Source organism: Paenibacillus luteus, from assembly GCF_006542765.1.
Taxonomy (GTDB): domain Bacteria; phylum Bacillota; class Bacilli; order Paenibacillales; family Paenibacillaceae; genus Pristimantibacillus; species Pristimantibacillus luteus.
The window spans coordinates 55466-81158 of sequence record NZ_SKCD01000002.1 but is presented as its reverse complement, the minus strand read 5'-3'; the positions used below and the strand labels follow the sequence as shown (position 1 = coordinate 81158).

The following is a 25693-nucleotide window of genomic DNA, read 5'->3' as shown; positions in this document are numbered from 1 at the left end:
ATTGTACGAAACTAGTTTATTGTCACATTTTCGACATTCATGTAATAATAAGTGACATCAAGGCGCTGACGATAAAAAATACGCACATAGAGAAGGGTTTGGGTGAAGGGTAATGGAGAGAAACCGCTTTGCAAAAATGGCACGTCTAGGGGTCGCAGTCACATTAATCTCTACCGTATTCGTAACGGCATGTTCTTCTAACAATGCTTCACCAAATGCAGAAGGCGGGAACGCAGCAACTAAGCCTTCTTCCCTAAAGGTAGAGCTGTTCGATCGCGGCAACACGCCAGCAGGTTATACCATTACTAACAGTTACTTAACTAACCTCGTGAAAGAGAGATTTGGCAAGCCAAGCAATATTGATGTTCAATTTGTCCCCGTTCCTCGTTCGGAAGAGATTCAGAAGCTTAACGTACTAATGGCAAGTGGGACGGAAGTGCCGGATATTGTCTTCACTTATGATTCAGGCACCTTTAATCGTTACGCGGAGCAAGGCGGGTTAACGGAGCTGACTGAACTCATTGATGAATACGGGCCAAATCTGAAAAAGTTTCTCGGAGAAGATACGCTGGCATACGGAAGTTATAACGGAGAGCAATTCGCTGTGCCGGGCAGACGTTTGGTACTAGGCAAATATGCTTCTTATGTTCGTCAGGACTGGCTTGATAAACTAGGCTTGCCAGCTCCACAAAATACGGAGCAGCTTTATGAGACGCTAAAAGCATTTAAAGAAAAGGACCCAGGCAGCACTGGCGGGAAGGTCATTCCTTTTGGGATGACGATTGCTTCTGCGCAATATGAGTCGCTTTTGTGGTCGTTTATTGAACCTATGACCCAGGAACAACGCTATACCCTCACTCAGCAACTCGGATCGAATGACTTTCCAGCGCTGCTGCCAGGTTTTAAGAATGCACTGCAATATATGAATAAATTGTACAACGAAGGTCTGATCAGCAAGGACTTTGGCTTGGACAAGGACAAGAAGCAGCTATGGGAAGATGTTCAGAGCGGCCGTGTCGGCTTCTACAGTGAAGACGCGGGTGAATTATACTTTACGCAAAACAATACGTACAAAAACCTGCAAACGAATGTAGCTGGCGCAGTCATGACTCCGCTAGACGCATTTGCGAACTCAGAAGGCAAGTTTGCCAAGCCAACCTATGCGCCTAACGGATTGTATGTCATGATTCCGAAATCGAGCAAGCATGCGGTTGAAGCGATTAAATACTTGGACTGGATGGCATCCGGGACAAACCTATTCGATATTCAATTCGGAGTTGAAGGTGAAAACTTCACGCTTGTAGACGGCGTTCCAATCGTAAAGCCGGATGCGGCGCAGGCAGCGATCGATAAAATCTACAACTTCGGTGACTTTGCCGTCATCGTTAACGGCAAGTTTGCAGGGGATGACAAGAAGAACACGGACGCTTATATCGCACAAACGCCTGCAGAGTACCAAGCGGATATGCGCAAATCGGTTGAGATTTCGAATACCGATCCGATTACCCCGGTGCGCTTTGACCATCCTATCGCTGCTGAAGCAAAGTACGGCAACGGTTTGGCTGATAAATTCCAAGAATTTATCGTGAAGGCAACGATGGTGAAAACGGAGCAATTCGAATCAACGTATGCGGCAATGATGAAAGATTACATGGCAAGCGGCGGTCAAGCGATATTGGATGAGCGTACGGCTGCTTACAAGGAAATGAGCTCGAAATAATCATACACGTAGGAAACGAGGTGGAAGGAATGAGCCGATCATTCCTTCCGGCCACGTGTTTCAGTAAAAAGGAGGACTAGTGGCCATGAGAATGAACATGTACTTACGAAGAAACTGGCATCTATATATTTTACTTGTATTGCCCCTAGCTTATTTTTTCCTGTTCAAATACGGCCCGATGTATGGGGTTCAAATCGCGTTTAAGGATTTTAATTTCTTCCAAGGCATTTCTGGAAGTAAATGGATCGGCTTCGATGCGTTTAAGGAAGTTTTTCAGAATCAGGATTTTTTCGATGCGCTGCGCAACACTATTTTATTGAATTTTCTCGATCTGCTCGTCTCCTTTCCCGCTCCGCTCATTCTCGCCATTATGATATATGAGCTTAAGACATCGTGGTTTAAGAAGATGGCGCAAACGGTATTATATATTCCTCACTTTATTTCTTGGGTCATTATCGGTGGGATCGTGTTGCAGGTGTTTGGAACACAATCAGGATTTATCAACAATGTGCTGTCGGGTTTTGGAATCGGTGAAATTCCTTTTTTGACCGACAAAAAATACTGGCTCATTACGTATTTGACGGTGGGCGTATGGCAAAGTGCAGGTTGGGGAACGATCTTGTATCTTGCTGCTCTGACGGGCATTAATAAGGAGTTGTTTGAAGCTGCGGAAGTAGATGGCGCCAACCGCTTTAAACGAATATTGCATATCTCCTTGCCTGGCCTCAAGACAACGATCGCCACGCTGCTTATTATTAATCTCGGCAACATGATTTCAATCGGCTTTGATCGTCCTTTTATTATCGGTAACGTTGCTGTGCGTGATTACTCGGATGTGCTGAGTACATTCGTCTACCGAATAGGGATGGAATCCGGTCAGATTACGTTAGCTACGGCGGTTGGGCTATTTCAAGCGCTTGTCGGACTCGTGTTTCTGCTTGGCGCCAATTATGCTTCGAAGAAGCTGGCAGACGAGAGCATTTTATAATTCAGATTCCAGAAGATGAAGAAATGGGGGACAACTACGATGAGCGAACGTGCATCCAACCGAGCGATTGATACAGCTAACGTTATTTTTGTTATCATCACCATGCTGCTTTGCCTAGCGCCTTTTATTCACATCATTGCGATTTCATTAAGTGCCAACCGTCCCATTATGTCGGGCGAGGTTTCTTTTTACCCCATCGAATTGACCTTTGAGGCTTACAGCAAAGTATTCTCCGATATGTCGATGATCCGATCGCTGGGTTTTACGGTATTGTTGACCGTGTTGACGACAGTGCTCTCGATGGTGATGACCATTGCGGTTGCTTACCCACTTTCTAAGAAAGAGCTTAAAGGACGCAAAATATTTATGCTCATCATCGTAATTACAATGTTTTTCACAGGCGGAATGATACCGGAGTATATTCTAATCCGTGATTTTCATCTATTGGACAAAATGTGGGCGCTTGTTCTTCCAGGCTTGATCAGCCCGTTCTATATGATTATTCTGATCTCCTTCTTCAATAACATTCCGAAGAGCCTGGAGGAAGCGGCGGATATTGACGGAAGCAGCCATATCGGTACTTTGTTCCGAATTATCCTTCCATTATCGCTGCCGGTTATGGCAACGCTTAGCTTGTTTTATGCGGTTGGCCGTTGGAATGGCTTCCAGGATGCGTTAATGTATATAACAAACCCTGAGCTTTACCCACTGCAGCTGAAGCTGTACCAAATGATTCAGCAAAATCAGGTACATGATCTAATGCAAATGGAAGGGATGACGGCTGCGACAGTATTACCGGAGAGCCTTAAGGCGGCTAGCGTCGTTTTCTCAACATTGCCGATCCTTATCGTGTATCCTTGGCTGCAGCGTTATTTTATAAGTGGGGTTATGGTAGGAGCGGTTAAAGGCTAGAACACGGAGAGGGGAATTGGCTTTATGAGTCAAAGCATACGAAATCGGATGGCGGAGGAGCAGCGCTATTTGGTTGATCATGCCATGGAATATATGGATCAATTATTCGACGAAGATGCGAGAATGCTCCGGGATGCCGAGCAGCTTGATCGGCATAACACACGCGGTAGCGGCCATTATGCAGTGGGACTGCTGCTACGTAACGAGCCGGGTGACTGGGAGAGGGCGGCTGTTGTATTAAACAAGGTGATAGATATGCAGCTAAATGATGCAGACGAAATTTATTTCGGCACATTCCGGGCATCGCCTCAGGCATCCCCGCCTCCAAAGGGAAAGGTGCCATGGCAAACGCTTGGCGCTGGCAGCGCGTATAGATATGGAGAAGATGTGCTTCCTCCTGTATGGAGGAGCTACGATCCGAATTGGCGCGAATTTGTAGCCTGTACGTTTGCGGTTATTTTAGAAAACTTTGAATCGGTGCTGCCAGCCGGGCTTGTCGCTCGCATGGATGATTCCATGGTTATGGCGGTTACTGGCTCCATTGATCGCCGGTTAACGGAAGCGGTACCGATGAATTCGAATATTGAGCTTATGCATATTTTCATCGCCCATTATTTTGGTCAACGCTTTGGAAACAAGGATTGGCTTGAGCATGCCAAGCAAGAGAGCTACAAGTTTCATGCCGCATTTATGGAGTTTGGCTCGCTTGCGGAGTTTAACACGACAACCTATTATGGCGTTGATATTACGGTGCTTGGTCTTTGGCGCTGTTATGCAAAATGTGATGAACTGAAGCGAATTGGCCATGACGTGGAGAAAGGGCTGTGGGAGAGCATCGCTTTATTTTATAACCCCGTATTGCAAAACTTGAGTGGCCCGTTTGCACGTGCATATGAAATGGAGATGCTGGCACATAGCTCGATGGGGGTATTTCTATATCTTTTACTCGGGAAAGGGTTTGAACATCTCGCAGCTATTAACTGTGAATCTGAGCATGACCCGATTATTGCGCTCGTAGGCATCGATATACCGGAATATGTGAAGCCGTCACTTGCAATTCCCCAAGGGGAGAGGCTGGCTGTTAAGAAGTTTCGTGAGCTTTGCGAGCAGGACTTGCTTGGAGAAAACTCGAATTTGTGCACAGCCAAGGCGTGGATTGAAAAGGATGTTATGCTCGGCGGGATGTCCGGCAGTAAAAATACGAATGGGCAAATGCATCCGGCAACCATTCACTGGATAACGAAGGAAGGTCAAAAGTATTATTTGCGGCTGCTTAGGCGTGAAGTAGGCGGGCATTGGAATACACATGAGCGAGGCATTATTTTTGAAGCCGATGTGAAACGGAAGCAGCTTTCGGTTGAGGTTTATTTGGATACGGCAGCTCCCGTTGAGATCTATTTTGAGATTAGCGGAGGGCCTCTGGATGCACAGCTGCTATCACAGGAACATTGGTCATTGCCAGGTCTTGCTTTGGCTGTAGATAGTCAAGCGCCGCTTGCTTCCATTCATTCCAACGAAGAGCTGGTAGAGGTGATTTATATTTATCAGCCTGGGGAGACGCCTAACCGAATGAGCTTTACGCTGACAATCATAGACTAAGCAGGCATACTCGTTAGTACTACAGGTTATTGTTTCTGATCTATAGCTGAGGTAATGGTGAAAATCAAAAAAAGTGATTGAGCTGCTGTGGAAGCAGCTTTATCACTTTTTTCAAAATATAAGACTTTATAGGTTCCACGCGATAAAGTATTCTTCTATTTCTACGAGAAACGGATACCTTCCTCTTGCAGAGGACGGCGAAGCCGTTTCTTCTTGTTTTATCGCACTACCGTGGCTTGGAGCATCGTATCCAAATGCTCAAGTGGCCTTATGAGGTTATGCTTCATCAGACGGGCAGCTTCTTCCGGGTTGCGTGCCTCCAGGGCGTCGATAATAGCCTCGTGGTCCATAGCAGCCAATTGCGACTCCCAGTTCGGACGTTTGAAAAAGATATATTTGTACCGTCTGATATGCATTTGAAGGGAAGAGCAGAAGGAGAGGATATGCTGGTTGTTTGCAATATGCAAGATCGCCTCATGAAAGCTCTCGTCAAACTCCATGGCTTCATATAACTCGCCTCGGTTTACGCAATCGGCAAAGCTAGCATTAATTCCTCTTAGCTGCTCTACATCTTCGGGCTGAATATGAACAACAGCAAGTTCTGCTGCCAGTGCTTGCAGTGCGGTAAGCGGTGCGTACAGCTTGACGATATCCTCCTTCTCAAGTGGAGAGACTCTTGTCTCCTTCCCAGGAAAAGTCTGAATCAGTCCTTGTACTTCTAATAGCTGGAACGCTTCTCTTATCGGAGTCCGGCTTACACCGAGTGCTTCTGCAAGTTCTACGTCATTTAACTTTTCGCCTGGCTGAAGTGTGCCGTCAATGATCCATTTTTGCAACTGGCTCAAGGTACGCTCTTTGGCAGACATTCTGACGGGGGTCGAATAATTGGTTGGAATAGGCAATTTGCGCCCTCCTTTATATATGATTCTGGGTGGAAGTGAGATTGAGAATAACCATATATAATATATCGCAGGATACGGAGTCGAAGCAAATGGTATAGTAATGCCCCAAAAGATATATTGCTTTTATGTATTAGGCGGAATATAATATGCAATATATCGCATATCACACTACCGTTTGAAGTAAGGGGAAATTAGAATGTCCACTAATCAAGCATCTGTTGCAGCTTCAGCATCCACAACCGCAGTAAAAACGTTATTTCCTTTATTATTTGCCATTAGCTTTGTTCATTTGATCAATGATACGATTCAATCGGTCGTACCAGCTCTATTTCCTATTTTAAAAGATTCCTTATCACTCACCTTCGCGCAAATCGGCCTAATATCATTAATGATCAATTTGACCGCAGCGCTGCTGCAGCCGATCATCGGTATTTTCTCCGATTCGCATCCGAAGCCGATGATGCTTCCTGTAGGCATGCTCTTTACAATGGCAGGGGTCGCTGCGCTTTCGTATGCTACCCATTTCTGGATGGTGATGGCCGCTGTGATGTGCATCGGCATCGGTTCTGCCGTGTTCCATCCTGTTTCTGCCCGCGTAGCGTACTTGGCTGCAGGGGAACGGAAGGGAACGGGACAATCGATCTTCCAATTCGGCGGCAATATCGGACAGTCTCTTGCGCCTATCATGACAGCGGTGTTATTCGTGCATACAGGTCAACGAGGGGTCATCTGGTTTGTCTTATTCGTAACGATTGGCGTTGTCATTCAATATAATGTTGCCAAATGGTACGGAAACCAGCTTGCGCTGGTGCCAGCCTCCAATGCTAAGAAGGCGGCAAAGCCCGTTTCGAAGCTGAATGTAACGAAAGGCAAGGTCATATTTGCGATCACCATTCTCATGCTGCTTGTTTTTTCCAAAAACGTCTATATTGCTGCAATTAGCAGTTACTATTCCTTCTATGCCATTGAACATTTTGGTCTTACGGTAAGTCAGGCGCAAATGGTGCTGTTTGTTTTTCTAGGGGCTAATGTAATCGGTCTGCTTCTTGGCGGGATATTGGCGGATAAATTCAGCCGCCGCAGCTTGATTTGGTTTTCAATTTTGGGGACAGCTCCGTTTGCTCTGCTGCTTCCTTATGCCAACTTAACTTTTTCAATTATTTTAATCTTCTTTGCCGGATTAATATTGGCATCCGCTTTCTCTGTTATATTGGTATACGCGAATGAGCTGCTGCCAGGAAGAGTGGGACTCGTATCAGGGGTGTTTTTTGGAGTGGCTTTCGGTCTCGCAGGCATTGGCTCTGCCATACTTGGCAATCTTGCGGATTCCATGGGTATTGAATTTGTCATCCGCTGTACTTCTTATTTGCCATTGCTTGGGATGCTGACGATCTTACTTCCATCGGACCGGAAAGAAAGAATTTCTCGTTAGGACAATTTGCGCGATCTCCCCATGCACATACAATGATGGTGTATAGCCTACTTGGTGCTGGAGGGGGAGTTGTGCATGAGTAAGCGGAGTTTAATGATCTTATCATTGGTCATCTACGCTTTGCTAGCCATCTTATTCCTAGTTTTGACCTTATGTAAAATATAAGAATGGATAAGTTGTCCGATTTTAGCGGGACTTTTACCTTTCATCGTGAAGGGTGCTTGTACCGCCATAGGACGGAGACAACCGTTTGCGCTTAAAACACTCAAGCAAAAATGCCTTCGGTGTCCTTTAGACGCTGAAGTAGCTTTGACGGTGAAATATAAGCCCTTTTATAAGCTAACAAACTTATAAATCCTTATATTTTAATAAAACAAGGGCTGCCATGCGTGTAGAATTTTCTACTACGGGCAGCCCTTGCTTGTTGAAGGGACGGTTATTGCCTAAGCGTATCCTGATTTAACTTCATTTTACGGTAATCCTTGGGTACGATTCCTTTCGTTTCTCTAAAAATGCGCGAAAAAGTTTTGTAAGAGCCGTAGCCGACTTCCAGCGCAATTTCGGAGACATTCATATCTGTCGATACAAGCAAGCTGCACGCATGGCGCAGCCGCAAATCATGCAGGAAGTGGACAAAGGTTTGTCCGGTCGTTTGCTTAATGACTTCGCTGATGCGGGAGACGCTTAGCGAGAAGCGGCTTGCAAGATCAGATAGGGCAAGCTCATCTTGATAATGGCGGTGAATGTAATGGATGATCGGCCATACCGAGGCACTTGATTTGGATGATTGCTTGGCAGTTTCAGCCGAGTGAACGCCCTTTCGACGATAGCGGTCAAAGAAGGCTAGTATTTCCTTCAGCCTTACCTGAAGCATCGTTCGCCTCCAGGGCTCATTTCCCTTGTATTCTTGGTACATATCTTCGATTAAAAGCTTCATTTTTTCATTCTCACTACCGCTTAGCTGAACGAAGGGAGGCATGGCATTTTGTTCGATTAAGTCCATTAAGCCGCCTTCTTGCCCAGGCTCCATTAACAAATCCATGCTGAACATACAATTATAAAGGACCAGTGTACTGCCGGGCTCCGTAAATATTTCATGCACCTGATAAGGCAAAACGAAGGTGAAGGTCCCGGGCAGCATCTGGTGCCGAGCGTCATTAATGGATTCAGAGCCTCTTCCGTCTACCACATAGGAAAACTCCAGAAAATCATGCCGATGCGGCCGGAAGCCGTGATACAGCCGATTTAGGCTGATATGAAGCGGCGAAGAGGTATTCATATTTGGATACGTTTTCAAATAATCAGGTATGTAGGTCATGAAATAATAGATTCCTCCGAAAAACTGAGACTTTTATCGAAAAACAAGCACGATTTCCCGTCCCGTTTATTCTAACATAAATAACGTGATCAGGCGCTAATGAAAGCGGATGCTTGACGGTTGGATTTGAAGATAGGAATACATTATGGGAGGCTTACTCATGGCAAATGACAATAAAATTAGAATAGGCATTATCGGAGCGGGAAACATCGGTAATGTGCACGCGAATGAATTTACAAAGCTAGGCGATGAATGTGTAGTAACAGCGATTACCGATTTGCTTATTTCGCGGGCAGAGGAGAAGGCGAAGCAATATGGGATCGAGCATGTCATTGCTTCAAATGAAGAGCTGATCGCCCGTCCCGATATTGATGCTGTCATTATTGGAGTTCCGAACCAGTTCCATGCTCCGCTTGCAATCCAAGCGCTTGCTGCGGGTAAGCATGTGCTGCTGGAGAAGCCAATGGGTATTAACAGCGATGCGGCACGTCAAATTTTGAAAGCAAGCAAGGCTTCCGACCGTGTCGTGATGGTTGCCCATCAGATGCGCTGGGAATCCGTTGCGATGCAAATTAAAGAGCAGATTGATCGCGGCGAGCTGGGCAACATTTATACGGCAAAAGCAGGCTGGTTCCGCCGGAAAGGCATTCCGGGCTGGGGCACCTGGTTTACTCAGACGGAGCAATCCGGCGGCGGACCGCTTATCGATATTGGTGTTCATATGCTTGATCTTGCGTTATATTTGATGGGCAACCCTAAACCGGTGTCAGTATATGGAGCTACCTATGCGGAGTTTGGACCAAAGCGCAAAGGAATTGGCACCTGGGGAACGCCAGATTGGAACGGGACTTATGATGTTGAGGATTTGGCAACTGCTTTGATCAAGATGGAGAATGGAAGCACGCTGTCTCTGGAAGTAAGCTGGGCTGTCCATATGGACACTGATAATTCAGAGTTCATCCACTTGATGGGTTCGGAAGGCGGGGCTAGCTTCCGCGGAGCGAAAGGCAAGCTGCTTACGGAAAAGTTCGACCGTCCGATAGAAACTGAATTGCTTAAGGCTCAGAATGAAGAGGGAGAACGAGCTCGTTTAAGCCGTCATTTCCTGAGTTGTATTCGGGAAGGCAAACAGCCGATTACTTCAGCGCTTACCGGCTTTACGAATAATCTTGTTCTTGATGCGATTTATGAATCCTCACGTACAGGCAGCGAAGTGAAACTGGATTGGAATTTGGATTAAATCAAATAAGCGTTACTAGAAGGAGGCATCATTCATGTTAAGAGGATTAACCGGTGCTGGTTTGGGCCGTATTGAGAGCGATGAGAAACTGATTGAGCTGGCTGGAGCACATGGATTTCAGGCTGTAGATATTGATGCGGAATCATTGATTGCCCGTCATGGCATTGAGAAAGCACGCGATCTGCTCGCAAGCAGCGGCGTAGTGATCGGTTCCATTGGATTGCCAGTAGAATGGAGAACCACGGAAGAGGCTTTTCTTGAAGGGTTGCAGAAGCTGGCTTCTTCCGCAGCGGCCGCAGCGGCGCTTGGCTGTACAAGCTGCTGCACGTATATTCTGCCGTCCACGGATTTGAAAGCAGCCCGCTTTATGGCGCTCGCTACCCGCAGACTGCGTACTTGCGCGCAAATTCTGGGCGCTTACGGTATCCGTTTGGGGCTTGAATTCGTAGGCCCTCACCACTTGCGTACTCGCTGGGCTAATCCATTTATTTGGACGCTTGAGGAGACGCTGGAGTGGATCGATGCCATTGGCGAGAGCAATGTGGGTTTGTTGTTTGATGCATACCACTGGTACACCAACGAATTGTCGGTTGCTGATATTGATGCACTTCGTGCGGATCAAATCGTGCATGTGCATATTAACGATGCTCCGAACGTACCGGTCGAGGAAGCGCTTGATAATGGCCGCATCTACCCGGGCGAGGGAGTTATCGATCTCGCAGGTTTCTTGCAAGCACTTCATCGCATTGGCTACAAAGGAGCGGTATCTCAGGAAATTTTGACCGCTGAAGCGCCAACGCAATCGCCAGAGGAGCTCATCGTGCGCACTAAGGCAGGCTTCGATAAAGTATTTGGCGCCGCTGGCCTGTAATTAAATCTTTAAAGCTCGTTATGAACAAAAAAGCGCGATAAACGTTCGTTTCCTGTTAACGTCAAAAAGCTGATCGGCAAATAACGATCAGCTTTTTTTCTATGCTCATTTTTCTCGAATGACTAATAACACACCAATAAAGATGAATATAGTACCTATCCAAAAAGACAAGCCAATTTGCTCACCAAGCAATAACCAGCCTAAAAAAGTACCCACGATAGGCTGGAAAAAGAAAAATAATCCGCCACTTGAAGCGTTAAGCATTTGTAGGCCGCGATTCCACAGTAAAAAGGCACATGCTGTCGAAATAATTCCCAAGTACAAAAGACCGCCCCAAATAGATGGGTGCATCATGGCTTGAACATCAAGCTTGGGTAATCGACTAATTGTAAAAGGCGTAAGTAAAATGATCGCTACCAGTGTTGTATAGCAGGTTACGACAATTTGCGAATATTGTCCTGGTACCCGCTTAATAAGGACAGACATAAGCGCCCAAGTAAGTGCAGCAATAAGCAGGGATACCCCGCCGAGTTGAAGAGATGAATCCATACCACCATTTCCGACAATAACGCCAACACCGATTGTTGCTAAAATAATAGAAATTGCTTTTTTAAAAGTAATTTTTTCTTTTAGGATGATACGCGCAAATAGCACCATAAATGCGGGTGTCGTTGAGGTAATAATGGCTCCCATTTGTGCAGTAGAAAACAGCGTACCCACTTCTTGGGTGATAATCGAAATAGTATTTCCAATGAATCCAACCATGAAAATTAATAACAAGTCTCGTTTTTCAATGCGCCATGATTGTTTTGTTACAGCGCCGATCATTAGCAATGCAAACAAAGCAATTACATAACGAATCCAAACTAGTTCAAGTGGTGGCACAACGTCTACCACATGTTTTACTACAACATACATCCCGCCCCAAATACTAGCAGCGATTGATAAATATAAAGAACCTAATAAGGTGTTTTTCATTTTGTACCCTCCGTTTTTCTAGACAACTCCTGTCCTTAACGGAGATGTAGTTTTTCTACCGTTAAGGGAGAATAACTACAGGTACATCATTTTCAAATCGTGGTGACCACATCATAAAGTTTCAGCTCACTTTCAAAAGAATACATTTATTGTACATGAATTTTGTTGATTCGGGTATTAGCTGTTTTAACCATAACGAACATGCCCGTTAGTTTAATGAAGCCTGAGAAACGATCATAAAATTGTACCCCTTGAAAAATATGGTAACTTCCTCCATACTACGAGCAAGCCCTAATTTTGATATGAATTTTAATGAAATTCGGTGGGTACTGTGCAGGAAGGCTATTCCGTTATGATGAATAATAACTGTTTTTACTGATTCGAGAATGAATGCGAACATAGGAGATTAATAGATGACAAATAGAACAGAGCAAAATCACTCACTGAACCTCTGGTATAAGCAGCCGGCTTCCAGATGGGAAGAGGCGCTGCCGATCGGAAATGGGCGGCTAGGCGGCATGGTGTTTGGCGGTGTGACTAAGGAACGAATTCAATTAAATGAAGATACGCTTTGGTCAGGCTTTCCGCGGGATACGAACAATTACGAGGCTTTGCGCTACTTGAAGCGAGCCCGTGAGCTCATTGCAGAGAAACAATATGTCGAAGCAGAGCAGCTCATCGAGGCGAAAATGCTAGGGAAAAATACGGAATCGTATCAGCCAATGGGCGATTGGTATGTGGAGCAGCATTTTGCACCAGGCAGCGCCGAGCTGTGCCATTATAATCGAACACTGGATATCGATGCAGGGATCGCCGCCACCCGTTGGCAAATCGGACAAGCGGATTTTTTCCGCGAGACTTTTGTAAGCGCAATCGATCAAGTGCTTTGCACCAGATATGAGGCGCATGGAGAAGGACTACTGGAGTTGACGTCGTATCTGCAGTCATCTGTGCAATACGAGGTTGCTGCTGAGGGCGGCCATGCGATTGTGTTGTATGGTCAATGCCCAAGCCACGTCGCGGACAACTATTTGGGTGATCATCCGAAGGCGGTGCAATACGAGGTTGATCGAGGCATCACGTTCCAAACCAAGCTGATCGTAACGGCTGAAGGTGGCAATGTGTCTGTCGATGGCGAGAAGAAAATAACGGTAGTCGGAGCGCGTGCCGTTACTTTTCTGCTAAGTGCAGCTACGAGCTTCGAGCGGTATAACCTTCACCCAACCGCAAGCAAAGCCGAGCTAAGCAAGCAAAATGATACGGTACTCGCGGCAGCTTCAGCGCATAGCTATGAGAAGCTGCGAGAACGTCATGTGCAGGATCACCGCCAATTGTTCCAACGGGTGCAGATTGATTTGGGCTATACGCCGAATTCCCTACTGCCTACCGACGAGCGGCTCGAAGCCTATAAATTAGGCGAACAGGACCCGCAGCTGGAAGCTCTATATTTTCAATATGGCAGGTACTTGCTTATGGCAAGCTCCCGTCCAGGTACGCAGCCAGCGAACCTGCAAGGCATATGGAATGATCGGGTACAGCCGCCTTGGAATAGCGATTACACGACGAATATCAATACGCAAATGAATTATTGGCCAGCCGAGCTTGGCAATTTGAGCGAGTGTCATGAACCATTGTTTCAAATGATTGAGGAGCTTAGCGAGTCAGGCGCGAGAACGGCAGCTATTCATTACAATAGTTCGGGATGGGTGACGCACCATAATGTTGATCTGTGGCGCTCATCGACGCCTACGGCTGGACATCCAAGCTGGGCGTTCTGGCCGCTTGGCGGCGTGTGGCTGACACAGCATTTGTGGGAGCATTATTTGTACAATCCCGATGAATCCTTTTTGCGTGAAAAAGCTTATCCGCTCATGAAGGGTGCAGCGTTGTTTTGCCTGGATTGGCTTCAGGAAAATGGTGACGGCCAGCTGATGACATCGCCATCCACCTCGCCGGAAAATAAATTTTTGACAGCTGAAGGGGAGGCAAGCAGCGTGGCAGAGTCGTCCGCTATGGACATGACTTTGGTTCGCGAGCTGTTTGAGCATTGCAGCCTAGCTGCTTCCTTGCTGCATACGGATGAGGCATTCGCAGAGCGGGTAGCTGCTGCCTTGCAAAAGCTTCCGCCGCTGCAAATCTCGCCCGATGGTTTATTGCAGGAGTGGCATGATCATTTCAAAGAGCATGAGCCGGGCCATCGCCATGTTTCCCATCTATACGGGTTATATCCGGGAACCACGATTAACCAGACTGCATCGCCTGAGCTCGTGGAAGCGGGAAGGCTGTCGTTAGAGAGCAGGATTAAGAGCGGCGGGGGGCATACGGGTTGGAGCTGTGCTTGGCTGATCAATCTATACGCGCGTTTGAAGGACGCGGAAGCTTCATACCGTTTCATCCATACGCTGCTTGCAAGGTCTACTCATCCGAATCTATTTGATGACCATCCTCCGTTTCAAATCGACGGAAACTTTGGAGGAGCTGCAGGCATAGCCGAGCTGCTGCTTCAAAGTCATCTGGATGGGATCGAACTCCTGCCTGCGCTTCCACCTGCTTGGCCGACTGGCTATGTAAAGGGGATCAAAGCAAGAGGCGGCTTTATCGTCGAGATGGAATGGAAGGACAGCAAGCTTACGGAAGGCCGTATTTATTCTACCCATGGCTCAACCTGTACGCTGCACGCCAAGGAGACGTTGTTGGTTCACTCGGCAGATGGCACGCCGATTGATGCCGCACGGCCATTTGCGACGAAGAAAAATGAATGGTATACGATTAAATCTGCAACAAATAAAGGAGAGTAATGATCCATGACGACGAATACACGTTATCCTTTTGAAAATATTGAACTTCCACTGGAAGAGCGAGTGACCGATCTGGTCTCCCGCTTCACGCTTGACGAGAAGATTGACTCGATGGTCCAATACCAGCCTGAAATTGAGCGTTTAGGCGTAAAGCCGTACAAGCATGGAACGGAGGCTGCCCATGGGATGGCTTGGCTGGGAGAGGCCACGACATTCCCGCAACCGATAGGCCTAGGCTGTACATGGAACCCTGTTCTTCTCAAGGAAGTGGGAAGCGTCATTGGGGACGAGGCACGTGTTTATTTTCAGCGCAATCCGGCCATAAACGGCTTGACCCTATGGGCGCCAACCGTGGATATGGAGCGCGATCCGCGCTGGGGACGTACGGAAGAGGCATATGGCGAAGATCCAAAGCTGACAGGAGAGCTGACGGCTTCTCTGGTGCAGGGCATTCAGGGCGACCACCCGCTTTATTTCAAAGCGGTAGCAACCTTGAAGCATTTTATCGGCAACAATAACGAAATCAATCGAGGAAGCTGTTCCGCAAGCATCGACCCGCGCAATATGAAGGAATATTACCAAGCGGCATTTAAGCCAGCCTTCGTTAAGGGCGGCGCTCATTCGATGATGACATCTTACAATTCCGTCAACGGGACGCCTACTATTTTGCACGAAGATGTGAATAAAGTGGTAAAAGAAGAGTGGGGCATGAATGGCTTTGTCGTCAGCGACGCGGGCGACCTGCTTGGTATTGTAAATGACCATAAGTATTATGACAACTATAAGAATGCCGTGGCACATTCGATTAAAGCCGGCATTGACAGCATTACCGATGACAAGGAGAAATCTTGCACAGCTATCCGCGAGGCACTGGCGGAGGGGCTGCTGACCGAGCAAGATCTAGATAAAGCGCTGATCAATACGTTCCGCGTTCGCTTCCGCTTAGGTGAATTTGATCCTTCTGAGCAAAACCCATACGCAAACGTGCCGGAATCCAAACTATGCGCACCGGAGCACCGTGAGTTATCGCTGCAAGCTGCGCGTGAATCAATCGTTTTGCTGAAAAATGAAAATAACGCTCTCCCGCTGGATAAGGAGAAGCTTAGCAGCGTAGCTGTCATTGGTCCGCTTGCAGATGTCGTATACCGGGACTGGTATTCGGGCTCGCTGCCTTATAAAGTAACGCCGCTTGAAGGGATTGTAAGCAAGCTTGCTGGTAAACAAGTGTCGTACAGCAGCGGCAATGACCAAATTCGGTTGAAATCAGCTGCCAACGGCAAGGTGCTGCATGCTGCCGAGCAAAATGAGAGCCGGCTGCAAGCAGCGGATTCTGCGGACGCAGGTGAAACGTTTGAGGTTACGGATTGGGGCTGGGGCAGCTATACGCTGGAGAGCAAAACGAACGGCAAGCTGCTTACTAGCGCTGACGATTTGAATATCGCAGCTGCAGCAAGCGAAGCATTTGGTTGGTATGTGAAGGAAGTATTCCAGCTGGATGAACAGTCAAACGATCAGTTTGCGATTCGCACGTGGAACGGCAAGCTGGTATCGGCGCCAAATGGCGGTGCTGATCCGCTGCAAGTCACAGATGCCCTAGAAGTCAGCATAAATGAGCGGTATACGAAGGATATTGTGACGAAAGGCATCGAGGAAGCAGTAGCCGCTGCCAAGGCAGCAGAGACTGCCATCGTCTTTGTCGGCAACAATCCGCTGATTAACGGCAAAGAAGAAATCGACCGTCCGGGTCTTGATCTAGCTGCATCGCAAAACGAACTGATCAGTGCGGTATTCGAGGCCAATCCCAATACAATCGTTGTCGTCATTGGCAGCTACCCGTTCACGTTAAATGCCGTGAATGCTCAAATACCAGCCATCGTGTATTTGTCCCACGCAGGGCAGGAGCTGGGAAATGCGATAGCCGATGTGCTTTTTGGCGATTTCTCGCCTGCAGGACGTCTCAATATGACTTGGTACCAATCCGAGGACCAGTTAACAGATTTGATGGATTACGATATCTTGAAGGGCAAACGAACGTATTTGTATTTCGATGGGGAGCCCCTTTATCCATTCGGTTATGGTCTGAGCTATGGCTCATTCCGCTACAGCCCGCTTGAAATTACGAATCATGCGACTAGCCTGGAGGGGCATGTGAAGGTTCAGATTCAGGTAACGAATGAATCTGAGCGGACAGCAGATGAAGTTGTTCAATTGTATGTACGCGTGGAAGGCTCGAGAGTCGAGCGTCCGCTTAAGAAGCTGGTTGGTTTTACGCGGATTACGCTGCAGGCGGGAGAAACGGTGGATGTGCAGTTGCTTGTACCGGCGGAAGAGTTGGCTATTTGGGACGTTACACAGGGCCGTTTCTGCTTGGAGACGGCTCAGTATACATTCGTGGCAGGCGGCTCTTCGGCAGATGTGAAATCTTCGTCTACGATTACGATTACGGGGGAAAAGATTCCAAAGCGCAACCTCTCACTTCCAACCCGTGCAGAAAATTACGATGATTACGCACAGGTTTATCTGGACGAGAGCAAAGAGGGCGGAACGGCAGTGCGCCTCTCCCAATCGGAAGGCTGGATCAAATTCGCTGATATCGATTGGATGCATGGCTCGGCAAGCTTTGAAGCGCGCGTGAGCGGCGGAGAAGCTGGTGGCGAGCTGTCCATTCTGATTGGAAGTCCGGCTGGTGCTGTTATCGGATCATGTACAGTGTCTGCAAGCGGTGACCAGGAATGGCAGAGCATACGGATTGATCTTCCTGGCATTCAACCTGAGGGCGACCTTTTTATTAGTCTTAACGGAAGCATCAAACTTAGCTTTTTCAGTATTCAATAATTTTGCTTGAGACGTATAAACGATAATCAGAGCTGTCTTCTTGGCTGCATTTGCAGCTGCGGAGTCAGCTTTTTTATCACTTCAGTAGCCTGCCGTAGATATGGTGATGGAGCAAAGATGCTTAACTGTCTCATTGGGGCATAGGTTGCATTTTCATGTTCTCCGTTTTATTCTTTAGATTGACTATTAACATGAACAGAGGAGCTTGTCAGACGAATGAACGCTATGAAGATCGATTTGTGCACCGATTGGCTGGACACCGTTAAGGAAATTTTTCGCGGCTCTGGCTATCCATTGCCTGAGGATATGGACGATAGGGATGTTGCCATGTCTTATTTTTTGCAAACGGCAGAATCCGAGGCAGACGCTGCGCTTCAGCTTGAAGCTAATCAGGAGCGGTTAGCGACCGTTCAGAAGCTCATCGAAGATCATTTTGAGACGGTTATTTTACCAGATATCCGCAACAGAACGAGCTATACGGGTGATCGCTTTGTTTTTAAATGGGTATATAACCAAGGGGAGCATGTTGTAGAGCAGCATTCCAAGTACCGCATCCCGCTCTAGCTTGAGCAGGATGCTGGTTAGGAGCAAGAAAACGGATTTAATTGTCTAATTTCCACATGATAAAATAATGAATATACTAGGTATGAATGTGTGCATACCAGCTTTATAATATAGGATGCTTCAAAACGTAACGTGAAAAGTAAACGCTTTCCTGAGTGGGAGGGAGCTGCCTATATGGTGAGACGCATCAGTGCGCTTATGCAAGGAATTAACAATATTCGAATCAAAAAAAAGCTGATTCTCTCGTTTATTCTGGTCGTGTTTGTACCTGTGCTGATCGTCGGCATCTTTTTGACGGTCGCTTTTCGCCAAAATGTGCTTGATCAGGCGACGCAGCAAATTACAAACAATGTGGAGCGAATCAAGAAGCAGACACTTGATATCATCCGGATGCCGATTGAAATATCGGACAAGCTGCTCGTAGACAGCCGATTAACGAATATCGTCAACACACAATATAATTCTACCTTTGAGGTAGTCAAAGCTTATCGGGAGTTTAATGATTTCCGCGATTATATTAAGCTTTACAGCGAAGTATACAATATCCGGTTTTATACAACGAACATGACGATATTGGACAATTGGGAGTTTCTTAAGGTCACCCCTGCCATTGAAGCTGAGGATTGGTATAAGGATGCGATGAAGCAGGATGGGATTCATTGGAGCTATATCTCAGATGAGACCAAAGGCAATCGCAACTACTTAAGTCTGGTCCGTAAAATCTCTTTCCCTACCTATCGGACGAGCGGTGTGCTGGTTATTGGGCTAAACCCGGTCGAGCTAAATAATATGGTTAGCCAAGAACCGTTCGATACGATGATCATTGATGAAAGCGGATATATCATCGCAGCGAAAAACCCGAATTGGGTAAGCAAGAATATTTCGGAGCTGGACTTTGCCAGTAAGCTTACGAATAAAGCGGAAGGCACTTATGAGTTTAAATTTGAGGACAAGCCCTCGAAAATCGTCGTAGAGGATTTGCATCCGGATTCCAGCCGTAATGGCCTTAAGATTGTGTCGGTTTTTTCAATTGATAGCATCGTGAGCGGAGCCAACCGGATTAGTCTGCTGGGCTTCGGCATTATTATGCTGAGCCTTGTGATTGCGTTTGTGTTGATTTATATCTTTTCCGTCATTTTAGCCAAACGGATGCTGCTGCTAAACAAGGATTTAAACAAGGTTGCGATGGGGGATCTGAACGTCATCTCTCATGTGACCGGTAATGATGAGATTGGATTACTGTCCAAGCAGTTTAACAACATGGTCGTAAGCATACGCGGACTAATGGACGAAGTATCGGAATCACACAAGCAGCAGGCGCTGCTGCAGCTCAGGCAAAAAGAGATCAAGCTGAAGATGATGGCAAGCCAGATCAATCCTCATTTTCTCTTTAATGCGCTTGAGTCCATTCGAATGAAGGCTCATATCAAAGGTGAAACCGAAATTTCCTCGATCGTCCGAATGCTTGGGAAGATGATTCGCCGAAATCTGGAAGTAGGCTCGCGCATGGTTGCATTAAAGGACGAACTGGAAATGGTACGCTGCTACTTGGAAATCCAAAAATTCAGGTACGGAAATGAGCGTTTAACCTTCTCGCTTGATATTGATGAAGCGGGTCAGAACATCGAGATTCCACCGCTTATCATTCAGCCCCTGATCGAGAACGCAGTCGTTCATGGGCTCGAGAATGTAGCGGAAGGTGGCCTCGTTCGCTTAACGACGCAAATCAAAGATCACATGCTCCGAGTAGAAGTTGCAGATAACGGGGTAGGTATTCATGAGGATAAAATGAAACAGATAAACGAAGCTCTTCATGATATGGAGGAAGAGGGAGAATACCGTATCGGACTGCGCAATGTGCATCAACGGATTGTGATGATTTACGGAGAGGGCTGCGGCTTGCAAATCATGAGCGAGCCCGGCGCGGGTACACGTATTGTTTTTGAAATACCGACAGGGGGTCATCCATTTGCATAAAGTATTAATTGTCGACGATGAACCAATGATTCGGGAAGGGCTGCAAACCCTTGTCGATTGGCAAAAGTACGATTTTAACGTGGTGGGAGTCGCATCCAATGGCCGCGAGGCTGTTGAAAAACATGCATTGCTCTTGCCTGATTTAATTTTAATCGATATTCGGATGCCTGGTATGGATGGTCTCCAAGCGATTGAAGAAATTAGAAAAACGGATCAAGTCTGCCATTTCCTCATTTTGAGCGGCTACGCCGAATTTAATTATGCGAAGCAGGCAATTGCCCATCAGGTGGATGGGTATATCTTAAAGCCGATCGATGAGGACGAGCTTGAGACCTATGTTGAGCGCATCAGCTCACAGCTGAAGCAAAAATCCGAGCAGCAGCTTAGTACGGAACAGACGTCTCAACTTTTACGTGAGGAGATGCTCCAGCAGCTTGCGACTGGAAAGCAGCTGGCTGAGACATTTGGCACGAATGATCCGGGGACACTGCTCGGCCCGCCAGCGAAATATTATCAGCTTCTGCTGATCGAGCTGTATAGCAAGGAGCATTCCCTTACGATGAATGCTACCCTTAAGAAGAAGCTCGGCGAGATTATAGAGCAGAAGCAGCTGGGCTGGGTGTTTTCTGCTGAGCCTTACGTCGGTGTGCTGCTTAAGGATTATTTGTTGCAAAATGGTTCCCGCGAGCAAATGAGGCAGTGGATCGAGGATTGCTGTGGGACGCGAGTCAGATTTGCCGGGGCAGCCAGCGAGCCTGTCCGCGAGCTACTGGTGCTGCAGCAATGGGCGCCAGCCGTACGCGGTATGCTGAAGCAAAGGTTTATGCTGCAAGGCCAGCAAATTCATCTGGCTTCTTTATCAGCCACCAGCATGCAAGCAGGGCCGGCGAAGCATGAGGAGCTGTCCATCGACGCCTTTGCCCAGAAGCTCTATTATATGCTGGATATCGGGAGCAAGGACGGAGTGGACAAAGCACTGCAAGAAGCGTCAGACCATATTTGTTCTGTCGATACAGCCGAGCAATTCGTCAAATCAAGCTGGGCCCAGCTGCTTTCCATTGTATTGAACAAAGCAGCGATTTCAAGTCAACAGGTATCCGTTCAGGAGGACTTATCGATCATTACTGCTCTCTACCTTGCGCATCACTATGATGAAATGATGGTCCAGCTTCAGAAACGGCTGCAGGATTTAACCGAAAAGCTAGGCAAGTCGGACAGCCTATCGGTTATGAAGCAAATGACCGATTTCATTGAAAGGCATTATAGTGAAAATATTAAGCTTGAAACGCTTGCCGATCTGTTTAATTATAATAGCGGTTATTTGGGGAAAATGTTCAAAAACTATACTGGCGAGCATTTCAACACCTACCTGGATCAGGTTCGGATCCAGCATGCGATAGAGCTGCTTCAAGAAGGGCTTAAGGTTCATCAGGTATCGGAACGAGTCGGCTATGCGAATGTGGACTACTTCCATAGTAAATTCAAAAAATATAAAGGGGTTTCCCCTTCTTCCTTTAAAGGCAGCTCGGGTAAATCAGTTTCGGACTGATTATAAGCAGTAATATCCTGCTGCATCATGTACGTTACGCCTGAATCGATTGGCCAACTAAGCCATTTCCGATGCAGGCGTTATTTTTTTATTCCATAGTAACCAATGGTTATGAAAGCGTTTGAAAGTACGTATTTTGATATGATTTTAAGTCTAATTTATCGGGTGCAAGGGAAGTACACCCATCGTATATGATTAGTACAGATAAGAGAGGGTAAGCTACACAAACAAAGAGAAGCTTACGAAAGATGTTTTTGCCCGGAGCAAAAACAATAGGAGGAGCAGCGATGAAACCGCTAACAGAAGGTAATCCGCAAACAGGCTTGTCAAACAAAAAAAACCGATTTTGGTCCAGAGCTTTTCAACAGCGCTACTTGTACATGATGTCTTTGCCGTTCGTCATTTGGATTTTCATATTCAGCTATGTACCGGTATGGGGATGGTTAACCGCCTTTCAAAACTACAAACCGAAAAACGGAATATTCGATCAAAAATGGGTGGGCTTAGACAATTTCATTGAGCTGTTTCAGGACGAGAGATTTTATATTGTCTTAAGAAATACATTGGCAATGAGTACGATGGGCTTAATTATCAGCTTTACTATTCCTGTTATATTCGCACTATTATTAAATGAGATGAGAGGACAGTTCTTCAAACGTTCCGTCCAAACGATTTCTTACCTGCCTCACTTCGTTTCCTGGGTTGTTGTTGCCGGGCTCGTAACCAAGATGCTTTCTACCGATGGCGGCGCTGTCAATCAATTGCTTATGTATTTGAACATTATTGAAACGCCAATCCAATTCATGGCTAAGGGCGAATGGTTCTGGGGTATCGTTACTTTGTCTGACTTGTGGAAAGAAATGGGCTGGAACTCGATTATTTTCCTTGCAGCCATGTCAGGCATTGATCCGGAGCTTTATGAGGCTTCAACGGTCGACGGTGCAGGACGCTTCCGCAAAATGTGGCATATTACGCTGCCAGGCATTCGGACAACCTTTATGGTGCTTTTCATCCTTTCGATTGGACATTTGGTCAGCATTGGTTTCGAGAAGCAATTCCTGCTAGGCAATCCTCTCGTGTCTGATTACTCAGAGGTTCTCGATTTATATGCGCTCAAGTACGGTATTCAGTTGAGTCGATATTCGTATGGTACGGCAATCGGCATATTCAACTCCGTCGTCAGCATTCTGCTCGTGTTTATCGCGAACGGCATATACAAACGAGTCACCAAAGAATCAATCATATAGGAGGAACCGCATATGCAAGGAACGATGAGAAGAAGTACAGGCGATAAGATATTCGATACCTTCGTTTATATTTTCATGGCTATTGTTGCTATAGTGACGTTATATCCTTTCCTTAACGTACTAGCGATATCATTCAATGATTCGGTAGATACGGTAAGAGGCGGTTTAACCATATACCCTCGTGAATTTACTCTCAAAAACTATGAGACGATATTCGGTTTCGATGGGTTGTTAGTTGGCTTTAAAAACTCGGTACTGCGTACCGTAATCGGTACAGCAGTCGGCGTATTATCTGCTTCTATGATGGCTTACACGCTTAGCCGTCCAGATTTCCAGTCAAGAAGATGGATGTCGGTCGGATTCGCTCTTACGATGTACTTCACAGGCGGACTCATTCCAGGCTTCCTTCTTATGAAAAACCTTGGTTTGATGGGCACATTCTCGGTGTACATTATCCCTGCGCTTCTCAGTGTCTGGAACGTGTTCGTTGTTCGTTCTTATATTGACGGACTTCCGTATGCTCTGCAGGAATCCGCCAAAATCGACGGAGCGAACGACTGGACGATTTTCTGGAAGGTCATTCTTCCGCTGTGCCAACCGGTTCTTGCAACCATTGCTTTGTTTATTGCAGTCAGTCATTGGAACGCATGGTTTGACACTTATCTGTTTAACAATCGGAATCCGGAGAATACGACGCTTCAGTACGAGCTTATGAAGGTACTGCAGTCCACGCAATCAGGCAACAACTATCGCGATCCTAATGCGCAGCAATCGATTGTTTCCGTTTCACCGGAATCGATTAAGATGGCGATCACGATTGTTGTTACCATACCGATTCTTATGGTGTATCCGTTCCTTCAAAAGTATTTCGTGAAGGGCATGACTCTTGGAGCAGTAAAAAGTTAATCTTGGTAATAGCAGGTTTCCTGTTATATACATGTACATCAGCAACAGAAAAAAAGGGAGGCTTTCCAGCAATGAAAAGAAAGATGCAAATCACTTTAAGCTTGATGTTGGCACTTGTATTCGTATTTATCACAGCATGCGGCAACTCGAATAATGATGGCAGCACGAACAAGGGTACAACAAATGAAGCAACCAATTCTGCCAACGAAGGTGCAGCGGCTGAACCGATTACGATCCGGTTAGCTTCAGGCGACGTCAACGCTAACTGGGATGACATGCAATCCGAAGTCGGTAAAGTTATTCAAGAAAAAACAGGTATTACGATGAAACAGGAATTTCCTGTAGGCGGTTCTGACGAAGAAATGTTCGCACTTATGGTAGCAAGCGATGAATACCCAGACCTTGTTATGCCAAAAGGCAGCGCAGGAAAATTAGTTGATGCCGGCGCATTAATCGACCTTCGTCCTATAATCGAGGAGTACGGTCCGAACATCAAAAAAGTATACGGCGAATATTTCAACCGTCTTCGCTGGAGTGAAGACGATGATGCGATTTATATACTACCTTCTAGCGGCGTAGGTCATACTTATTTCGAATCAGGAGGCGGTTTCCAACTGCAGCACCAAGTGCTTGAAGCAGCTGGTTACCCGGAAATCAAAACCGTTCAAGATTACGAAGCGGCGATTAAAGCATACATTGAAAAAAATCCGAAAACGGCTGACGGCCAACCGACAATCGGTTTGTCGCTTAATGGTGGCGAATGGCAAATCCTGATCTCCGTGACGAATCCTGCTTTCTATGCAACAGGCGCTCCGGATGACGGTGAGTTTTATGTGAATCAAGACACGTATGAGTCGATCATGCACTACCAGCGTCCAGAAGAAAGAGAATATTTCCGTTGGCTCAATCATATGAATGACATCGGATTGCTTGATAAAGAAAGCTTCGTTCAAAAATACGACCAGTATAAAGCAAAAGTCGCATCTGGCCGCGTTCTTGGTCTAATCGATCAAGATTGGGATTATGCCGACGCGCAAAACGCGCTGAAAGCTGCAGGTAACTTTAAAGCGACATACGCACGTTTCCCTGTAACGTTGAATGACACATTCCAAGATCACTCCTTCCAGGGTACTGGTTACGTTGGCGGCAACGGGCTTGGTATTACGAAGGATGCTCAAGATCCGGTTCGTTTGATTAAATTCCTTGATTACCTTGCTTCTGATGAAGGTCAAGTGCTTGTTAACTGGGGGATTGAAGGCAAACATTACAACATAGTAGATGGCAAGCGTGTCATTCCTGCGGAAGTACAAGCTCAGAAGTCGAACGACAACAACACATTCAAGAAAACAACGGGTATTGACAACTACTTGCTATCCGCTCGTTACGGAGATGGAGTAAAGGATCCTTCCGGCAACTACTACACGACAATATTCCCAGAGCAAATTCAAGTGGCGTACTCCGAAGAAGACAAAAAGACGCTTGCCAAATACAATGTAACTACGTATAGAGATCTATGGCCAGCAGCAGATGCATTCCCAGAGCGCAAATACGGCGCAGCTTGGACACTTCCATTCGAAACCGGCTCTCAAGCTAATGTTATTTTCCAAAAATCGCAAGATATTATGAAAAAACGCATTCCAGAAGCGATTCTTGCTAAACCAGCTGATTTCGACAAAGTATACGATGCCTTCCTTAAGGATCTGGATGATGCAGGCGTAGCGAAGCTGAACGCTGAATTCACAAAAATGGTAAAGGATCGTGTAGAACTTTGGTCCAAATAAGTTTAAAATAAACAAAGAAGGAGAGGGCTCATTTCATGGGCTCTCTTCCCTTGTTGTTATTTCTCAAAATCGAAGG

The 25693-nt window shown here is 46.5% G+C and carries 18 protein-coding genes; 15 read left to right on the top strand and 3 right to left on the bottom strand.

Annotation, left to right across the window (positions count from 1 at the left end):
* Window positions 1-112 precede the first annotated feature (112 nt).
* The 4 genes from E0496_RS01250 to E0496_RS01235 all read left to right on the top strand — a co-directional run bounded on the left by E0496_RS01250 (window position 113) and on the right by E0496_RS01235 (window position 5219).
* The gene (locus tag E0496_RS01250) at window positions 113-1720 is read left to right on the top strand and encodes an extracellular solute-binding protein (RefSeq protein ID WP_141499818.1); all 1608 of its coding nucleotides are present in this window, start codon (window positions 113-115) and stop codon (window positions 1718-1720) included.
* A gap of 85 nt (window positions 1721-1805) precedes the next feature.
* Entirely contained in the window at window positions 1806-2708 is a 903-nt protein-coding gene (locus E0496_RS01245; RefSeq protein WP_141499817.1) for an ABC transporter permease, read from the top strand.
* A gap of 39 nt (window positions 2709-2747) precedes the next feature.
* Window positions 2748-3620: a carbohydrate ABC transporter permease gene (locus E0496_RS01240; RefSeq protein WP_141499816.1), complete on the top strand. Its 873-nt coding sequence runs from the start codon at window positions 2748-2750 to the stop codon at window positions 3618-3620.
* Between the two features lie 24 nt (window positions 3621-3644).
* Complete coding sequence (locus E0496_RS01235; protein WP_141499815.1) at window positions 3645-5219, top strand: hypothetical protein; 1575 nt, start codon at window positions 3645-3647, stop codon at window positions 5217-5219.
* Between the two features lie 218 nt (window positions 5220-5437).
* Here E0496_RS01235 and E0496_RS01230 read toward each other — a convergent pair whose 3' ends face one another.
* Window positions 5438-6121 (bottom strand): GntR family transcriptional regulator, encoded by a 684-nt coding sequence (locus E0496_RS01230; protein WP_141499814.1) that lies wholly within the window; start codon window positions 6119-6121, stop codon window positions 5438-5440.
* 196 nt (window positions 6122-6317) lie between these two features.
* Here E0496_RS01230 and E0496_RS01225 point away from each other — a divergent pair, with 196 nt between their 5' ends.
* Window positions 6318-7553: an MFS transporter gene (locus E0496_RS01225; protein WP_141499813.1), complete on the top strand. Its 1236-nt coding sequence runs from the start codon at window positions 6318-6320 to the stop codon at window positions 7551-7553.
* Between the two features lie 436 nt (window positions 7554-7989).
* On the opposite strand, the gene E0496_RS01220 is transcribed toward E0496_RS01225, so the two are convergent.
* Entirely contained in the window at window positions 7990-8871 is an 882-nt protein-coding gene (locus tag E0496_RS01220) for an AraC family transcriptional regulator (RefSeq protein ID WP_141499812.1), read from the bottom strand.
* 160 nt (window positions 8872-9031) lie between these two features.
* Between E0496_RS01220 and E0496_RS01215 the strand changes: the two genes are divergently transcribed.
* Both E0496_RS01215 and E0496_RS01210 read left to right on the top strand, forming a co-directional pair.
* On the top strand, window positions 9032-10111 hold the full coding sequence (locus E0496_RS01215; RefSeq protein ID WP_141499811.1) for a Gfo/Idh/MocA family protein: 1080 nt from the start codon (window positions 9032-9034) through the stop codon (window positions 10109-10111).
* Between the two features lie 34 nt (window positions 10112-10145).
* A complete protein-coding gene (locus tag E0496_RS01210; RefSeq protein ID WP_141499810.1) occupies window positions 10146-10982 on the top strand; it encodes a sugar phosphate isomerase/epimerase family protein in 837 nt (278 codons plus the stop codon).
* A gap of 105 nt (window positions 10983-11087) precedes the next feature.
* On the opposite strand, the gene E0496_RS01205 is transcribed toward E0496_RS01210, so the two are convergent.
* Entirely contained in the window at window positions 11088-11960 is an 873-nt protein-coding gene (locus E0496_RS01205; protein ID WP_141499809.1) for a DMT family transporter, read from the bottom strand.
* Window positions 11961-12373: 413 nt separating this feature from the next.
* Between E0496_RS01205 and E0496_RS01200 the strand changes: the two genes are divergently transcribed.
* The 8 genes from E0496_RS01200 to E0496_RS01165 all read left to right on the top strand — a co-directional run bounded on the left by E0496_RS01200 (window position 12374) and on the right by E0496_RS01165 (window position 25617).
* Entirely contained in the window at window positions 12374-14758 is a 2385-nt protein-coding gene (locus tag E0496_RS01200; RefSeq protein ID WP_141499808.1) for a glycoside hydrolase family 95 protein, read from the top strand.
* Window positions 14759-14764: 6 nt separating this feature from the next.
* Window positions 14765-17593, top strand: a complete 2829-nt coding sequence (locus E0496_RS01195; protein ID WP_141499807.1) for a glycoside hydrolase family 3 C-terminal domain-containing protein — start codon at window positions 14765-14767, stop codon at window positions 17591-17593.
* 216 nt (window positions 17594-17809) lie between these two features.
* Window positions 17810-18157 (top strand): hypothetical protein, encoded by a 348-nt coding sequence (locus tag E0496_RS01190; RefSeq protein ID WP_175597990.1) that lies wholly within the window; start codon window positions 17810-17812, stop codon window positions 18155-18157.
* Window positions 18158-18331: 174 nt separating this feature from the next.
* On the top strand, window positions 18332-20134 hold the full coding sequence (locus tag E0496_RS01185; protein WP_141499806.1) for a cache domain-containing sensor histidine kinase: 1803 nt from the start codon (window positions 18332-18334) through the stop codon (window positions 20132-20134).
* Window positions 20127-21683 carry a response regulator transcription factor gene (locus E0496_RS01180; RefSeq protein WP_141499805.1) on the top strand — a complete coding sequence of 519 codons (1557 nt, stop codon included), beginning with the start codon at window positions 20127-20129 and terminating at the stop codon, window positions 21681-21683. The genes E0496_RS01185 and E0496_RS01180 overlap by 8 nt, the downstream gene beginning before the upstream one ends.
* Before the next feature lie 287 nt (window positions 21684-21970).
* Window positions 21971-22930 carry an ABC transporter permease gene (locus tag E0496_RS01175; protein WP_141499804.1) on the top strand — a complete coding sequence of 320 codons (960 nt, stop codon included), beginning with the start codon at window positions 21971-21973 and terminating at the stop codon, window positions 22928-22930.
* A 12-nt stretch (window positions 22931-22942) separates the two neighbouring features.
* On the top strand, window positions 22943-23836 hold the full coding sequence (locus tag E0496_RS01170; protein WP_141499803.1) for a carbohydrate ABC transporter permease: 894 nt from the start codon (window positions 22943-22945) through the stop codon (window positions 23834-23836).
* A gap of 71 nt (window positions 23837-23907) precedes the next feature.
* Entirely contained in the window at window positions 23908-25617 is a 1710-nt protein-coding gene (locus E0496_RS01165; RefSeq protein WP_141499802.1) for an ABC transporter substrate-binding protein, read from the top strand.
* Window positions 25618-25693 lie beyond the last annotated feature (76 nt).

Bases quoted from the DNA above. Each gene is read 5' to 3' on its own strand.
- E0496_RS01250 (WP_141499818.1), top strand. From the start codon at position 113: ATGGAGAGAAACCGCTTTGCAAAAATGGCACGTCTAGGGGTCGCAGTC.
- E0496_RS01245 (WP_141499817.1), top strand. From the start codon at position 1,806: ATGAGAATGAACATGTACTTACGAAGAAACTGGCATCTATATATTTTA.
- E0496_RS01240 (WP_141499816.1), top strand. From the start codon at position 2,748: ATGAGCGAACGTGCATCCAACCGAGCGATTGATACAGCTAACGTTATT.
- E0496_RS01235 (WP_141499815.1), top strand. From the start codon at position 3,645: ATGAGTCAAAGCATACGAAATCGGATGGCGGAGGAGCAGCGCTATTTG.
- E0496_RS01225 (WP_141499813.1), top strand. From the start codon at position 6,318: ATGTCCACTAATCAAGCATCTGTTGCAGCTTCAGCATCCACAACCGCA.
- E0496_RS01220 (WP_141499812.1), bottom strand. From the start codon at position 8,871: ATGACCTACATACCTGATTATTTGAAAACGTATCCAAATATGAATACC.
- E0496_RS01215 (WP_141499811.1), top strand. From the start codon at position 9,032: ATGGCAAATGACAATAAAATTAGAATAGGCATTATCGGAGCGGGAAAC.
- E0496_RS01210 (WP_141499810.1), top strand. From the start codon at position 10,146: ATGTTAAGAGGATTAACCGGTGCTGGTTTGGGCCGTATTGAGAGCGAT.
- E0496_RS01205 (WP_141499809.1), bottom strand. From the start codon at position 11,960: ATGAAAAACACCTTATTAGGTTCTTTATATTTATCAATCGCTGCTAGT.
- E0496_RS01200 (WP_141499808.1), top strand. From the start codon at position 12,374: ATGACAAATAGAACAGAGCAAAATCACTCACTGAACCTCTGGTATAAG.
- E0496_RS01195 (WP_141499807.1), top strand. From the start codon at position 14,765: ATGACGACGAATACACGTTATCCTTTTGAAAATATTGAACTTCCACTG.
- E0496_RS01190 (WP_175597990.1), top strand. From the start codon at position 17,810: ATGAACGCTATGAAGATCGATTTGTGCACCGATTGGCTGGACACCGTT.
- E0496_RS01185 (WP_141499806.1), top strand. From the start codon at position 18,332: ATGGTGAGACGCATCAGTGCGCTTATGCAAGGAATTAACAATATTCGA.
- E0496_RS01175 (WP_141499804.1), top strand. From the start codon at position 21,971: ATGAAACCGCTAACAGAAGGTAATCCGCAAACAGGCTTGTCAAACAAA.
- E0496_RS01170 (WP_141499803.1), top strand. From the start codon at position 22,943: ATGCAAGGAACGATGAGAAGAAGTACAGGCGATAAGATATTCGATACC.
- E0496_RS01165 (WP_141499802.1), top strand. From the start codon at position 23,908: ATGAAAAGAAAGATGCAAATCACTTTAAGCTTGATGTTGGCACTTGTA.